Source organism: Allobosea sp. Root483D1 (genome assembly GCF_001429505.1).
Classification (GTDB): domain Bacteria; phylum Pseudomonadota; class Alphaproteobacteria; order Rhizobiales; family Beijerinckiaceae; genus Allobosea.
This window is the reverse complement of record NZ_LMJW01000017.1, coordinates 53895-67296: the sequence shown is the minus strand read 5'-3', so window position 1 is coordinate 67296 and position 13402 is coordinate 53895. Positions and strand designations below refer to the sequence as shown.

The window sequence follows — 13402 nt, the reverse complement described above, 5'->3', positions numbered from 1 at the left end:
CTCAGACTTTCACGCTGCCGGAGCGGAAGCCGGGCACGATCAGGCGCGCGACGACGACGAGCAGCGCCGTCATCACCATCAGCAAGGTCGCCAGCGCGGCCGCCATGCCCCAGTTCACCGAGGTGTTGGTGAAGAAGGCGATGAAGTAGCTGACCATCTGGTCGCCGGAGCCGCCGACCAGGGCGGGCGTGATGTAGAAGCCTACCGAGAGCATGAACACCATCAGCGAGCCGGCGGCGACGCCGGGCATGGTCAGCGGCAGGTAAATGCGCAGGAAGCGGCGCCAACCCGGCGCGCCGAGCGAGGCGGCGGCACGCATATAGTCGGGCTTGATCCCCTTCATCACGCCGTAGAGCGGCAGGATGGCGAAGGGCAACAGCACATGGACCATCGCGAGATAGACGGCGAAGCGGGTGAAGATCATCGTCAGCGGCTGGTTGACGATGTCGAAAGCGAGCAGCAGCGCGTTGATCGGCCCCTCGCGCTGCAGGATGATGAACCAGGCGGTGGTCCGCACTAGGATCGAGGTCCAGAACGGGATCAGCACCAGCATCATGCCGGCATTGGCCCAGCCCTGCGGCAGGATCGAGAGGGTGTAGGCGACCGGATAGGCCAGGAGCGCGCAGATCACCGTCACGATCAGGCTGATCTCGAAGGTGCGCCAGAACAGCGGCAGGAAGACCGCGTCCTCGGCGCCGGCATGGACGATGCCCTTGTCGGTCGGGCGCATATCGAGCGAGCGCAGCAGATAGAGCGAGGTCCAGGGGCCCGTCGCACGCTTGTACAGACGCCAGAGTTCGGGCTCACCCCAGCGCGGATTGAGCGCGATCAGGCTCTCTTTGACCGGCGGAGCAAGGCGTGTCGAGGCGCGCGCGGCTTGCAGCAAAAGGCTGCGCAGGCCGGTCTCCTCGAAGTTCAGGCGGCTGAGGACAGCCCCGGCCTCCTGGTTCTGCTGCGCGGTGCGCAGCTCCTCGACGATGCTGGCGAAGGCTTCGTCGGGAGGCAGGCCATTGCCGTCCCAGCTGCGCAGCAGCGCGGCGGTGCGGGGCAGAGCGGCCGAGAACTCCGCATCATCGACCGCCCGGTAAAGCGTCGCGCCGAGCGGCACGAGGAAGCTCAGCGTGACCAGGAGCAGCAGAGGCGCGATCAGCGCCGCCGCCAGCAGGTTCCGTCGTGACATGCCGAGCCCTCGCGCCGGATTGCAGCGTTACTTCGCCAGCCAGGCGTTGAAGCGGGCCTCAAGATCCTCACCGTGCTCGACCCAGAACTCGGTGTTGATGAAGACGCCTTCCTTGGCATGGTTGGCGACCATGCCCGGGTTCTTCTTGATGACCTCGGGGTTGTTGGCGACGGCAGTGTTGGCCGGCGACACGGCCCAGTCCTGCGCCAGATTGGTCAGCGGCTTCTCGTCGGTCATGAAGTTGATCAGCTTCATGCCCTCGGCCTTGTTCGGCGAGTTGCGCACCACGGCCCAGTAGTCGAACGAGAACAGCAGGGTGTTCCACTGCACCGGGTACTTGGCGCCGCCCTCATTGGCGCGGATCGTGCGCCCGACATAGCCGACCGCATAGGCAGCCTCGCCGGAGCCGACGAGCTGCAGCGGCTGCGTGCCCGACTTCCACCAGACGACATGGGGCTTGAGCTGATCGAGCTTGGCGAAGGCGCGCTTCTGCCCCTCCGGCGTCGCCAGCACCTTGTAGACCTCGGCGGCCGGCACGCCGTCGGCGAGCAGCGCGATCTCGAGCGTCATCTTGGCGCCGGAACGCAGCGAGCGCTTGCCCGGGAATTTCTGGACGTCCCAGAGCTCGGCATAGCTCGCCGGGCCAGTGGCGATGCGGGCCTGATCGTAGAACAGGCTGACGCCCCAGCCGACGGCGCCGGCGCCGCAGGCTGTGGTGCCGCCGGGGATGAACTTCTTCTGGTCGATGACGCTCCAGTCGAGCTTCTCGAAGACGCCGTCCTCGCAGCCGCGGGCAAGCTCGGGCGCCTCGACCATGATCACGTCGTAGGTGACGTCGTTCGACTTCACCATCGAATAGATCTTGGCCATCTCGCCGTTATAGACGTCGTCGGCGACCTTCATGCCCTTCTCGGCCGCGTAGCCCTGGAACAGGTGCTTGCGGGCATTGTCCTGGAAGCCGCCGCCGAAGCCGACGACCATCAGGTCGCGCGCCAGGGCCGGAACCGCCGCCATCGTCAGGCCGAGCGCACACAGCCCCGCCTGGGCAAATCTCGTCGTCTTCATGCTGATCCCCTCGTTCTTGTGGATATCTAGCCCGGGTTTGACGGCCATCGACAGCAGTCCCGGCTGCCGCGTCAAGCCGCCCGTCACCCCTGTGACAAGCGTATTGGTATTTTTGATATGATGATGATACATATCTGTCAACGGCAACCCGACGCCGTGCTCTCCAGGGACCTCCGATGACCGCAGCCACGCTCTCGCTCGATCCGATCTCGCCCACGATCCGCCCGACCAAGCAGGACCCGGACCAGCGCTATCGCTATCAGCATTATATCGACGGCGCTTTCGTCGATCCGGCGAGCAATGCCTGGCTCGAAACCTCCGATCCGGTGACGGGCGAGGACTGGGCCTGGGTGGCGCGCGGCGACGCCGCCGATGTCGAGCGGGCGGTCACGGCGGCGCATCGCGCCTTCTCGGAAGGGGCATGGCCGGCCCTGTCGGCTTCGGGGCGCGGCGCGCTGATGCGCAAGCTCGGCGACCTCATCACCGAGAACGCCGACTGGCTGGCGCGGGTCGAGATGCGCGACAACGGCAAGCTCCTCGCCGAGCTGTCGATGCAGATGCGCTATATGGCGAACTACTATTACTATTACGGCGGGCTGGCCGATAAGATCGAAGGCACGGTGATCCCGACCGACAAGCCCGGCGTGTTCAACTACACCACGCTTGAGCCGATCGGCGTGGTCGCCTGCATCATGCCGTGGAATTCGCCGTTGCCGCTGACCAGTCTCAAGCTGGCGCCCGCGCTCGCGGCGGGCTGCACCGTCGTGCTGAAGCCGTCCGAGTTCACCTCGGCCTCGCTGCTCGAATTCGTCAAACTGGTCGAGGCGGCCGGTTTCCCGAAGGGTGTCGTCAATGTCATCACCGGCTATGGCGCCGAAGTCGGCGACGCGCTGATCAGTCACCCGCTGGTCGAGCGCATCGCTTTCACCGGCGGGCCGGAAGCCGGGCGCATGATCAACGAGAAGGCCGCCCGCCACATGAAGCGGGTAACGCTGGAGCTCGGCGGCAAATCGCCGAACATCATCTTCGACGACGCCGAGCTCGACCAGGCCGTGAAGGGCGCCGTCGCCGGCATTTTCGCCGCGTCCGGCCAGACCTGCGTCGCCGGCTCGCGCCTTCTGGTGCAGGAGACGATCCACGACGCCTTCGTCGAGCGGCTGAAAGCCTTCATCGCCGATGTCAGGTTCGGCCACCCATCCGATCCGGAAACGCAGGTCGCGCCGATCTCGACCAGGCCGCAGCTGGAGAAGATCAAGTCCTATGTCGAGATCGCCAAATCGGAAGGCGCGCGGCTCGTCGCCGGCGGCGAGCCGGCCTCGGTGCCAGGCTATCCGAAGGGGCTCTTCTTCAAGCCGACCATCTTCGTCGACGTGAAGAACGGCATGCGCATCGCCCAGGAGGAGGTGTTCGGCCCGGTCCTGTCAGTGATCCGCTTCAAGGACGAGGATGATGCGGTACGCATCGCCAACGACACGCAGTTCGGCCTGGCGGCCGGCATCTGGACGCAGTCGATGCGCCGGGCGCTGACCATGGCGAAACGCGTTCGCGCCGGAACGGTCTGGGTCAACAACTATCGTTCGACCAGCACGACCTCGCCCTTCGGCGGCTTCAAGATGAGCGGTGTCGGCCGCGAGGGTGGCATCGCCGGCATCAGGGAGTACATGGAGACCAAGAGCGTCTGGATCTCGACGGCGACGGACATCCCGAACCCGTTCATCCGCCGCTGACGCCCCAGCCCGACAGCGGCTCCTCAGGAACTGCCGCTGTCGGTGATCATTGCCTTCCAGGGCGTGCCAAGGTTCTGGCCGTCGATCGAATACTGGACGCGGTATTCGTAGCGGTCGGGCCGGTAGAGCGCCTGCAGCAGCTCGATCAGCCGCCCATCCTCGTCGCGGACATGGCGGGTCATCGCCACGAGCGGTGTGCCGATCGCGACGTCGAGATGCGGCGCGATGTCGGAATCGGCGAGCACGGCCGTGATCTTCTCCTCGAAGCGGGCGAGCTTGACGCCCGCCGCGGCGAGCGTGGCGGAAACCGGCAGCGATGAAATCGCGGTGCGCGGCACCAGCGGCGCGAGGTCGGCAGGGAGGTAGCAGATCGTGTGGGAGATCGGCGAGCGCTCATCGCCGCGGACGCGCGCGATCCGCAGCAGCTCTGTGCCTTCGGCGATGTCGAAGGTCTGGGCGAGCAATGGCGAGGGCCGGACGAAACCGTATTCGAGCAAGGCGATCTTCGTCTTGCGGGCGAGCGAAATCTGGTTGTTGAGCAGTTGACTCGCGGGTTCGCCGGCCTCGTTGGCCGGCGTCAGCGGGAAGGTACCACGTCCGCGCTGACGCAGGACGCGCCCTTCACGCTCCAGCCTTTCCATCGCCTTGCGGATGGTCACGCGCGATACGCTGAAGGTCTCGGCGAGGTCGTCTTCGCTCGGGATGGGAGAACCGGCTGGATAGGAGCCGTCCATGATCTTCTGGAGCAGCATGACGTAGACGCGATGATAGAGCGGGATGACGTCTCGCTCCGACGAAGACCGCTCCGCCGCCATACCCGTCTGCGGTCTTGCCATGGGTTACCTTTCCCGTTTCGCGTGAGGAACCGCTAGCATGTATGGTCGGGAATACCAATCAGCCCAACTGCTCGCGAACGGACGTTGTATTATGTTTATATCATTGATACTTATTGAGTCGATTTGACGCCCATGTGAGACGAGTGATGAGAGACAGCCTCGACGCCGCAGACCGCCAGCGCTTCGCCGGCTCCTATGCACATCGCAAGAGCGCGCTGTCCCATCTCGCCTTCGGTGTCTCGTCGACCCCGCGCGCGACGCAGCGCCCCGTGGCAATCGTCATGGAGCGCGGCGACGGCGCTCATGTCGTCGACGTCGACGGCAATCGTTTCATCGACTACGCCCTGGGTTACGGCCCGCTGATCCTGGGCCATACGCCCCCTTCCGTGATCGCGGCCATTCAGAACGAGTTGAGCCGCGGCCTGCGGACCGCGAGCGTGCATCGCGGCGAGGCGGAACTGGCGGAGCTGATCGCGGCCTGCGTGCCCTCGGCCGAGCAGACGAGCTTCGTCAGCACCGGCACAGAAGCGATCCAACTCGCCTTGCGCGTCGCACGGGCCGCGACGGGCCGCGTCAAAATCGTGAAGTTCCGGGCCAATTACCACGGCTGGGCCGACGGCATCCATGTCGGCAATGCGATCGGACAGGACGGCGCCTCCGCCCTCGGCCAGGACCCGCAGGCGGCCCAGAGCGTGACGCTGCTGGATTGGGGCGATGCCGAGCAGGTCGAGGCCGTGCTCGATTCCAGCTTCGCCGCCGTCATCGTCGAGCCGGTCGCGATCAATGGCGGCTGCTTCGAGCCGCCGGCCGGCTTCCTGGAGCGGCTGCGGACTGCGACGCAGCGCTGTGGGGCGCTGCTGATCTTCGACGAGGTGATCACCGGCTTCCGCCTCGCTCTCGGCGGCGCGCAGGAACGTTATGGCGTGACGCCGGATCTCAGCGTGCTCGGCAAGGCGCTCGGCGCCGGACTGCCGATCAGCGCGGTCTCGGGCAGTCGTGCAGCGATGGAGGTTCTTTCAAGTGGGCGCCTGATGCATCGCGGCACCTTCAACGGCAATCCGCTCTCCGTGGCGGCAGCCATCGCTTGCCTTGAGGAGCTACGGGACGGGCACAACGAGATCTATGCTCGGATGGACGCCTTTGCCGGCCGGCTGTGCCGCTTCCTGAGCGATCGGGCCACCTTGAGGGGTGTTCCGGTCCGCGCGCGGCAGGCCGGGGCCGCCTTGCAGATTTTCGCCGCCGAGGCGGCAATCGAGACGCTGCGCGATACGGCACAGGTCGACAAAGAGAACACGTTGCTATTCACCGGCGCGCTCCTCAGGGAAGGAGTGCAGACCTTGCCGCGTGGTCTCTGCTACCTCTCCGCCGCGCACAGCCTGGCCGATATCGAGGCAACCGAAGCTGCGATCGCCGCGGCTGTGGACGCCGTGGCGCATGCGAAGGCCGCGTGAACCGATGCGGCTTCTTCAGGATTGCAGCATCTTGAAGTGGCTGCAGAATTCCCGATAGCTCGATTGCAGAATCTTCTCGCCGCCGCAGATCTTCAGTGTTTCGGCGGCAGCGAGGCCGAGTTCCTTCGCCCGGTCTCCGGGCTCGTCCTCGATGGCGACGACGCGTTCCTCGCCATCGAGCGACGTGATCTGAGCCTGCAGGATCAGGCGCTCTTCCTTCCAGTTGCAGAAGGCGCCCACGGGCAGGCTGCAGCCCGCGCCCAGCGCATGCATCATCTCGCGCTCGGCATCAACCTCGGCTCTGGTCGTCTTGCATTCGATCGCATGCAGAATCTCGACGAGCTCGGTATGCTCGCCGCGCGCCTCGATGCCGAGGGCTCCCTGGCCGACGGCATAGGGAAACAGATAAGGGTCGAGGAGCTCGGCCGTCTTGTTGCTCAGGCCGAGACGTTCGAGGCCGGCTTGAGCCAAGATGACGGCATCGAGCGCGTCGTCCCCCTCGATCTTGGCAAGCCGAGGACCGATGTTCCCACGAATGGGAACGACGGTCACATCCGGCCGCAGGCTCAAGATCTGCGCGCGGCGACGCAGCGACCCAGTTCCAACCCTTGCGCCTGGCCGCAAGCCCTCGAGCGTCGATCCACAGAGGACATCGCGAGGGTCCTCGCGCTTGGGCACCGACGCCAGCACCAGCCCGTCGCGCAGAACTGTCGGCAGGTCCTTGAGGGAATGAACGACGAAATCGACGTCCTTGCGGAGCAACTGGTCTTCGTGCTCCGTGGTGAAGACACCGATCATGCCGAACTGATGAAATTCGGAAACCCTGTCGCGGTCAGCAACGGTCGAGATTGGGCGGACTTCAAATTGGATATCGGGGAATTGTTCTTGAATTGCACCAATTACAAAATTGGTTTGAGTCATAGCAAGGGGGCTACGACGGGTGCCGACGCGAAGAAGCATATTTTTCCGGCCTTTGTGCGCTGCATCCGCGCGATTTCCCGCGCTGATTAGCAGTTACTTGCCCGGCAAGAAAGTGCGGCAATTCGTCAACCGCATTTGGAGAGCGATCATGGTGACCCGCCGCCCGCGCCTTTGCGCTGCCGGAATTTCTCGCTTTCAGGGTGCTTCCGGCCGTCCGGAGGGCTGCCGCAACTCGACCCGGCGTTGTCACGTTAACTTCAGGCGGGCGTGAAGAGGTGCATTTGGCCTGCCGGGCAGCGACGCCGGTGACGGCTTTCCAGTGCGCCATGGCGTCCAGGCGATGCAGATGGGGACAAGGGCAAAGCGATGGGGCCGGGGCGGAACGGAGGCACCCCACAGACCTTGCTGATTATTCGACATGGGAACGGCTCCCGGCCTATGGCAAAGTGCGAGAACGAGCCACATCACCGGACTCTCTGCACCGCAACGGCTTTTTGGAACATTGGATTGGAGGACAGTTTCCGGACGGATCCAATGTTTATGCGAAACCTCGGACTCTTGGGGATGCCTCGCCCTCCGGGACGTTGAACAAACATCTCAGGCAAACTGGCTGATGGCGCGCTTGAGATAGGCTCCATGCCCCTTCCGGGCCTCGATCCTGCCGTCGCGCGCGACGATCTCCCCACGCACGAGGGTCGTCACGGGCCAGCCGGTGATCCTCATGCCTTCGTAGGGTGTATAATCGGAACCGTCGTTCACCATCGCATGCGTCAGCGTCTGCTCGATCAACGGATCCCAGATGGCGATGTCGGCGTCGGCTCCCACCGCGATCGTTCCCTTCCGTGGGTAGAGTCCATACATCTTGGCGTGACTGGTCGCGGTCAGCGCGACGAAACGGTTGATGTCGATCCGTCCTTTGACGACGCCTTCCGAGAACAGGATCGGCAGGCGCGCGCCCACTCCCGGAATGCCGTTCGGCACCCAGCGGAAGCTGGTCCGGCCCTTCGGTGCGAGCTTGCCCTGCGGGTCGTCATAGCGGAACGGGCAATGGTCCGACGAGAAGACGGAGAACACGCCCTGCTGGAGGCCTTCCCAGCAGGCGAGCTGGCTCTGCGCATCACGCGGCGGCGGCGAGCAGACATATTTGGCGCCCTCCATGTTGAGGCCGTCGAGATCCCCCGCGGTCAGCGTCAGGTATTGCGGGCAGGTCTCGGCGAAGATCTTGAGACCCTTCTGCTGTGCCCGCCTGATCTCCTCCATCGTCTCGCGATTGGAGACATGCACGACCATCAGCGGGATATCCGACAATTCGGCCAGCGAGATTGCTCGATAAGTCGCCTCCCGCTCGGCAATGATCGGGCGCGAGGTGGCATGGAAGCGCGGCGCCGTCCGCCCCGCCTGTTCGAGCTGGTCGGTCAGGTAGCGGATGACGTCGTAGTTCTCAGCATGGACCATGACGAGGGCACGCGTATCGCGCGCCACCGCCATGACCTTGAGCATATCGAGATCGCTGAGCGCCAGGCCCTCATAGGTCATGAACACCTTGAAGGAGGTGTAGCCGTCGCGCACGAGCGCCGGCAGCTCCTGGCCTAGTACGGTTTCGGTCGGATCGGAAATGATCAGATGGAAGGCGACATCCGTGTAGCAGGCCCCCTCGGCCTTCGCGTGATAAGCCTTCACACTCTCCCGCAGGGAAACGCCGCTCTCCTGTGTACAGAATGGCAGTATGGTGGTGTTGCCGCCGAGCGCCGCCGAGCGGGTCGCGCTCTCGAAATCGTCGGCCATGACGATGCCCTCGCCGGAAGGCTGCGAGACATGCACATGGCTGTCGATCCCGCCGGGCAGCACCCATTTGCCCGCGGCGTCGACGACGGTGTCGGCATTGCCGAGCCGCTCGCCCAGTGCAGTGATGCGGCCCTCCCTTATGCCGATATCGCAATGAAAGGTATCCGACGCCGTCGAAATGCGCCCGCCGCGGATGATCGTGTCGAACTGGGTCATACTGACCGGCTCCGTCTGCGGCTCTTTTTCTGGGAGGGGCCGAACCTGCCGCTGGTGGCGAGAGCCTGCGCCATCGCCTCACCGGTCAGGCGGTTGTGCTCCTCCAGGCGCTCGGCCAGATCCAGCCGGGTGCGGGCGCGCAGGGCGACCATGATGCCCGCATGCTCGGCATAGGAGGCGGCCAGCCGCTCGGAGAGCTCGTTGATGGTGAAGCGGTAGCGCCAGATCTTCTGCTGCACTGCCTCGTAGTTCTGCACGAGCACTGGGTTCCGCGTCGCCTGTGCCAGGCGCTGGTGGAAGGCATAGTTGATGCGGGTATAGGCGGCATGGTCCTGCCGCATCAGGGCCTCGCCGAGATCCAGGTGCAGCCCTTCGAGCTCCGCGATGTCCGCCTCGCTGGCGCGAAGCGGAACGAGCAGGCCGATTAGGCGCTCCAGGGCGCCCTTGAACTCGACGAGTGGGGCGACCTCGGTCGGATCGATCGGTGCGACCACCGCTCCCCGGTTCGGGCGCAGGATCACGAAGCCCTCGGCGGCCATCACCTTGAGCGCCTCGCGCAGCGGCGTCCGGGATACGCCGAACCGCTCGCTGAGCGCGACTTCGGGGATGCGGCTGCCTTCCGGAAGCTCACCGTTGAGGAAGATGGCCCGCAACCGCACGATCAAGCGGTCGTGCAAAGTCGGGGGCACCATACTCGGCACGTCTTCCTCCTCCGGAAATGCCGAGAATGCTCGCACAGCTTGCCTCATGCGGATGCGAACAAAGGGGCGGGTGGGCAGGCGAACATCCGGCCGAACTTGCGCAAGGGCAGCATATCCACCTCCATCACGTCGAGACACCCCCACAGCGTGAAGGCGACCGAATCCAGGATCGGAATGCCGAGTTCCTGTTCGAGCTCCGGCGCGATCAGCGGCCCGCGCATATTGGTGCAGACGATGGCGATGGCGTCCGGCCGCGCGACGGCGACCTCGCGGCACATCGCGGCGATCTCGGCCTCCGAAACCTCCGCGAAGGAGAAATTGTCCGAGCGGCCGCTATGCCGCTCGGCGACGGTCTCAATGCCGAGCGCGGCGTAGTTGGCCATGATCTTCCGCTGCACGTCGCGGGTATAGGGCGTCACGAGCCCGAGACGCCGGACGCCCATCGCCTCGATCAGGCGGTTCAGATCATCCCCGCGGCGGCAACGTCAAGGTCGTCGCGCCGGCGGTCCGCATGAGCGAGACGCCGGCCCGCATCGAGCGTCCTGCGCCGCTGGTGGGCCAGCATGGTCGCGAGATCCTGGCCGAGTTCGGCTTCTCCAGCACCGAGATCGCCGCCCTGGAGGCGGACGGCGACATGACCGTCGACGAGGCATAGCCGTGGCGAACTACCAGACGCTCACCGTCGAAACGAAGGGCCGCGTCGCGCTGGTCACCTTCCGTCGCGCCGACCAGCTCAATGCCATGAACAGGCTCATGCAGGGCGAGATCACCGCCACCTTCGAAGCCCTGTCCGGCAGTCCCGACATCGGCGCCATCGTCGTCACGGGCGAGGGCCGCGGTTTCATGGCGGGAGCCGACATCAAGGAGTATGCGGCGCAGACGGACGCTGAGTTCGACGCCTTCCAGGCGGCGGGGACGCGCATGTATGCGGCGATCGAGAGCAATGCCAAGCCGGTGATCGCCGCGGTCAACGGCTTCGCGCTGGGCGGCGGCATGGAGCTGGTGCTGTGCTGCGACATCGTCCTCGCCAACCAGTACGCCAAGCTTGGTCTACCTGAGATAAAGCTCGGCCTGATCCCCGGTGGTGGCGGCACGCAGCGCAGCGTCGCCAAGCTGGGCCGCAACCGCGCCAACATGCTGCTGCTGACCGGCGCGATCGTCCCGGCCTCCGATTTCGTTGTCGCCGGCCTGGTCGCCGAGATCGTCGATGTCGCGGCCTTGCTGCCGCGCGCCATTGAACTGGCCGAAGCGATCGCGGCCGAGCCACCGGCGGCTGTCGAAGGCCTGAAGCGGCTGACGGCACACGCCTTCTCCGGCGATCTCGCGGCCGGCCTTGCCATGGAGCGCGGCCTCGTGGGGGAGCTCTACCGCAGCAAGATCGGCCAAGCCCGCATCCAGGAGTTCGCGCAAAGAAGCAGCGCGAAAGCAAAGCCGTGAGCCGCATATCCCTCGTCAAGCCCAACAGTCCGCTTTTCACGGATCTCGCCGGCCTTGCCGGCCTGGTCCGCGATCGCGACGTATTCGGCGTCGGCGGCCACCATTTTGCGCGCCTTCCGATCGCCTTGATCAATGCGATCACCGGGCGTGGCGCCAAGGGCTTGCGCTACGTTTCATGGGCCGGCGGCCTGCCCCTGGAATTGCTTCTGGAGGCCGAGGCGGTCACCGAGATCGACACCTGTTTTTCGAGCCTCGACATCTTCGGCTTGCCCCCGCGCTTTCGTAAGGCTGCCGAGACCACGGCCCTGCCCGTCAGGGACTGGACGGCGCTGGCGATGATCCAGGCGCTCAGGGCTGCCCAGCAGAACCTGCCTTCATTGCCGTTCCAGCCGCCAGCCGGCTCGGAGATGCTGGCACGCGTTCCGGGCGTGAAGCTGGCGCCTGATGCGATCGATGGCGAGGTGACGGCTTTCGTGCCCGCACTGCGGCTCGACACGCTTGTCCTGCACGCCCAGCGCGCCGACGAGAGCGGCAACGTCCAGATCCTCGGACCCAGGGCCCTGGATGTGGCCATGGTGGGCGCAGCCCGGCAGGTGCTCGTGACGGTCGAAGAGATCGTGCCCGTCGGCGCTCTGGCGCAAGCCGGGCGCCAGACGGTGCTCACCCGCAATCAGGTCACGGCGATTGCCTTGGCGCCCGGCGCCGCCTACCCGACCTCCTGCCTGCCATTCTATGTCACCGACTATGCGCGGCTCTCGCAGGCCTTCGGCGATACCGGGCGGCGTCTGTCCCAGAGCGTTTCGGCACCTGTCGAAGGAGTGCCCGCCGAGGTCGTCAGGGCAGCGAAGATCGACGCTGCGACGGTGAACGCGGTCGCGGCCGATATCGCCAGCCCGGCAATCCTGCCGGCCCCCGCGCCTGCCTCGATCGACGAGATCCTTGCCGCGCGCATTGCCGCGGAACTCGACGATGACAGCTTTGCCAGCGCCGGCGCCGTCTCGCCGTTGGCCAATGTCGCCTATCGGCTGGCCAAGGCGACACATGCGCCCGGGATGATGATCGCCACGATGAGTTGCGGCCATCTCGACGTCGCACCCAGCCCGATGATCCTGTCGCTGCTCGAAAGCCTCGACGGTGAAACGGCCGCGGCCCATGCCGGCGGCGACGACACCTATTCGACCTACTACCAGGCCGGCGCCGTGACGCATGAGATCGTCGCCGCCGCCAAGGTCGACCGCCGCGGCCGGGTCAACACGATCGCCATCGACAAGCCATCCGGCGGCTTTATCCGGCTACCGGGGCAAGGCGGCATGGCCGATGTCGCCAACATGCATCGCGACTACCTGCTCTACGTGCCGCGTCACTCGCCGCTTTCCGTGGTCGACGACGTCGAGATCGCCAGTTCGGCACGCGGGCTGCTGACCGAAGCCGAACGCTCCCCACATGGCTATCGCACCGGCCGGTCGCTCGTCTTCACTGACCTCTGCGTCTTCCGGCTCGACTCCGAAACACGCCAGCTCGTCATTATCGAAACCATGCCCGGCGTGACGCTCGAGCACGTCCGGGAAGCAACCGGCTTCCCGGTTTCGGTCGATCCGGAGTGCCGCTCCCTAAGGGCGCCCGATACGGACGTGCTGGCGCTCTTGCGCAACCGTATCGATCCGCTGGGCCTGCGCCGCCTCGAATTCGTCAACGCTAAGGGGCGTACGGCGCTTCTCAGCGAGATATTAGGTCTCGACAGTGAATTCGTGGATCGCTGCATCCAGGGCAGTGCCGCAGCGCGAAGCCATGCCCAAGCTAGGCGCTGATCATCCGGTGGCTGTCGATGCATTGCCGAAGCCGACGGCTGCGATGCGGCCGGGCGTGACAGGCCCGATGTCGCCGCCGAGGGGTACGCTGCAGCGCCCGGCCTCCTGCCATTCCACCTGCTCCAATTGATCCAGGTTGACGATCAGGGAGCGGCTGATGCGGACGAAGGGCGGGCCCGAGCCAGAGGGCATCCTCCAGTCCACAGAAGCGGTTGGTTTAGGGAGGCGGGCACCATCTTTCCGTCGAGCGATCAAGCCCGACGGATCGTCTTGGC

The 13402-nt window shown here is 65.5% G+C and carries 12 protein-coding genes and 1 pseudogene; 5 read left to right on the top strand and 8 right to left on the bottom strand.

What is annotated here, in order from left to right; genetic code table 11:
* Window position 1: 1 nt before the first annotated feature.
* Window positions 2-1180: an ABC transporter permease gene (locus ASE66_RS14860; protein WP_057190481.1), complete on the bottom strand. Its 1179-nt coding sequence runs from the start codon at window positions 1178-1180 to the stop codon at window positions 2-4.
* A 27-nt stretch (window positions 1181-1207) separates the two neighbouring features.
* Complete coding sequence (locus ASE66_RS14855) at window positions 1208-2245, bottom strand: ABC transporter substrate-binding protein (protein WP_162262490.1); 1038 nt, start codon at window positions 2243-2245, stop codon at window positions 1208-1210.
* Window positions 2246-2421: 176 nt separating this feature from the next.
* On the opposite strand from ASE66_RS14855, the gene ASE66_RS14850 reads away from it, so the two are divergent.
* Window positions 2422-3972, top strand: coding sequence for an aldehyde dehydrogenase (locus tag ASE66_RS14850; RefSeq protein WP_082613465.1), 1551 nt, complete (start codon window positions 2422-2424; stop codon window positions 3970-3972).
* A 23-nt stretch (window positions 3973-3995) separates the two neighbouring features.
* On the opposite strand, the gene ASE66_RS14845 is transcribed toward ASE66_RS14850, so the two are convergent.
* Window positions 3996-4808: a GntR family transcriptional regulator gene (locus ASE66_RS14845; RefSeq protein WP_082613464.1), complete on the bottom strand. Its 813-nt coding sequence runs from the start codon at window positions 4806-4808 to the stop codon at window positions 3996-3998.
* Between the two features lie 146 nt (window positions 4809-4954).
* Here ASE66_RS14845 and ASE66_RS14840 point away from each other — a divergent pair, with 146 nt between their 5' ends.
* The gene (locus ASE66_RS14840; protein ID WP_057190478.1) at window positions 4955-6259 is read left to right on the top strand and encodes an aspartate aminotransferase family protein; all 1305 of its coding nucleotides are present in this window, start codon (window positions 4955-4957) and stop codon (window positions 6257-6259) included.
* A gap of 15 nt (window positions 6260-6274) precedes the next feature.
* Here the strand turns inward: ASE66_RS14840 and hemC are convergent, their stop codons facing one another.
* The 4 genes from hemC to ASE66_RS14820 all read right to left on the bottom strand — a co-directional run bounded on the left by hemC (window position 6275) and on the right by ASE66_RS14820 (window position 10325).
* Window positions 6275-7219, bottom strand: a complete 945-nt coding sequence (gene hemC / locus ASE66_RS14835) for a hydroxymethylbilane synthase (RefSeq protein WP_057190477.1) — start codon at window positions 7217-7219, stop codon at window positions 6275-6277.
* A gap of 558 nt (window positions 7220-7777) precedes the next feature.
* The gene (gene hydA, locus ASE66_RS14830) at window positions 7778-9181 is read right to left on the bottom strand and encodes a dihydropyrimidinase (protein WP_057190476.1); all 1404 of its coding nucleotides are present in this window, start codon (window positions 9179-9181) and stop codon (window positions 7778-7780) included.
* A complete protein-coding gene (locus tag ASE66_RS14825) occupies window positions 9178-9873 on the bottom strand; it encodes a GntR family transcriptional regulator (protein WP_057190475.1) in 696 nt (231 codons plus the stop codon). The genes hydA and ASE66_RS14825 overlap by 4 nt, the downstream gene beginning before the upstream one ends.
* Window positions 9874-9926: 53 nt before the next feature.
* Window positions 9927-10325, bottom strand: a complete 399-nt coding sequence (locus ASE66_RS14820) for an aspartate/glutamate racemase family protein (RefSeq protein WP_200964602.1) — start codon at window positions 10323-10325, stop codon at window positions 9927-9929.
* 68 nt (window positions 10326-10393) lie between these two features.
* Between ASE66_RS14820 and ASE66_RS31400 the strand changes: the two genes are divergently transcribed.
* The 3 genes from ASE66_RS31400 to ASE66_RS14810 are packed head-to-tail and all read left to right on the top strand — an operon-like array spanning window position 10394 to window position 13127.
* The gene (locus ASE66_RS31400) at window positions 10394-10537 is read left to right on the top strand and encodes a hypothetical protein (RefSeq protein ID WP_244494929.1); all 144 of its coding nucleotides are present in this window, start codon (window positions 10394-10396) and stop codon (window positions 10535-10537) included.
* Window positions 10538-10539: 2 nt separating this feature from the next.
* The gene (locus ASE66_RS14815; RefSeq protein WP_057190474.1) at window positions 10540-11319 is read left to right on the top strand and encodes an enoyl-CoA hydratase/isomerase family protein; all 780 of its coding nucleotides are present in this window, start codon (window positions 10540-10542) and stop codon (window positions 11317-11319) included.
* Window positions 11316-13127, top strand: coding sequence for a CoA-transferase (locus ASE66_RS14810; RefSeq protein ID WP_244494928.1), 1812 nt, complete (start codon window positions 11316-11318; stop codon window positions 13125-13127). Before ASE66_RS14815 ends, ASE66_RS14810 begins: the two co-directional genes overlap by 4 nt.
* Here the strand turns inward: ASE66_RS14810 and ASE66_RS14805 are convergent.
* Window positions 13128-13402 (bottom strand): annotated as a pseudogene (locus ASE66_RS14805) (hypothetical protein); the annotation flags it as partial.

Excerpts from the sequence above, each read along its gene's own strand:
- ASE66_RS14850 (WP_082613465.1), top strand. The coding sequence starts at position 2,422 with ATGACCGCAGCCACGCTCTCGCTCGATCCGATCTCGCCCACGATCCGC.
- ASE66_RS14845 (WP_082613464.1), bottom strand. The coding sequence starts at position 4,808 with ATGGCAAGACCGCAGACGGGTATGGCGGCGGAGCGGTCTTCGTCGGAG.
- hydA (WP_057190476.1), bottom strand. The coding sequence starts at position 9,181 with ATGACCCAGTTCGACACGATCATCCGCGGCGGGCGCATTTCGACGGCG.
- ASE66_RS31400 (WP_244494929.1), top strand. The coding sequence starts at position 10,394 with ATGAGCGAGACGCCGGCCCGCATCGAGCGTCCTGCGCCGCTGGTGGGC.
- ASE66_RS14855 (WP_162262490.1), bottom strand. The coding sequence starts at position 2,245 with ATGAAGACGACGAGATTTGCCCAGGCGGGGCTGTGTGCGCTCGGCCTG.
- ASE66_RS14820 (WP_200964602.1), bottom strand. The coding sequence starts at position 10,325 with ATGGGCGTCCGGCGTCTCGGGCTCGTGACGCCCTATACCCGCGACGTG.
- hemC (WP_057190477.1), bottom strand. The coding sequence starts at position 7,219 with ATGCTTCTTCGCGTCGGCACCCGTCGTAGCCCCCTTGCTATGACTCAA.
- ASE66_RS14825 (WP_057190475.1), bottom strand. The coding sequence starts at position 9,873 with ATGGTGCCCCCGACTTTGCACGACCGCTTGATCGTGCGGTTGCGGGCC.
- ASE66_RS14860 (WP_057190481.1), bottom strand. The coding sequence starts at position 1,180 with ATGTCACGACGGAACCTGCTGGCGGCGGCGCTGATCGCGCCTCTGCTG.
- ASE66_RS14840 (WP_057190478.1), top strand. The coding sequence starts at position 4,955 with ATGAGAGACAGCCTCGACGCCGCAGACCGCCAGCGCTTCGCCGGCTCC.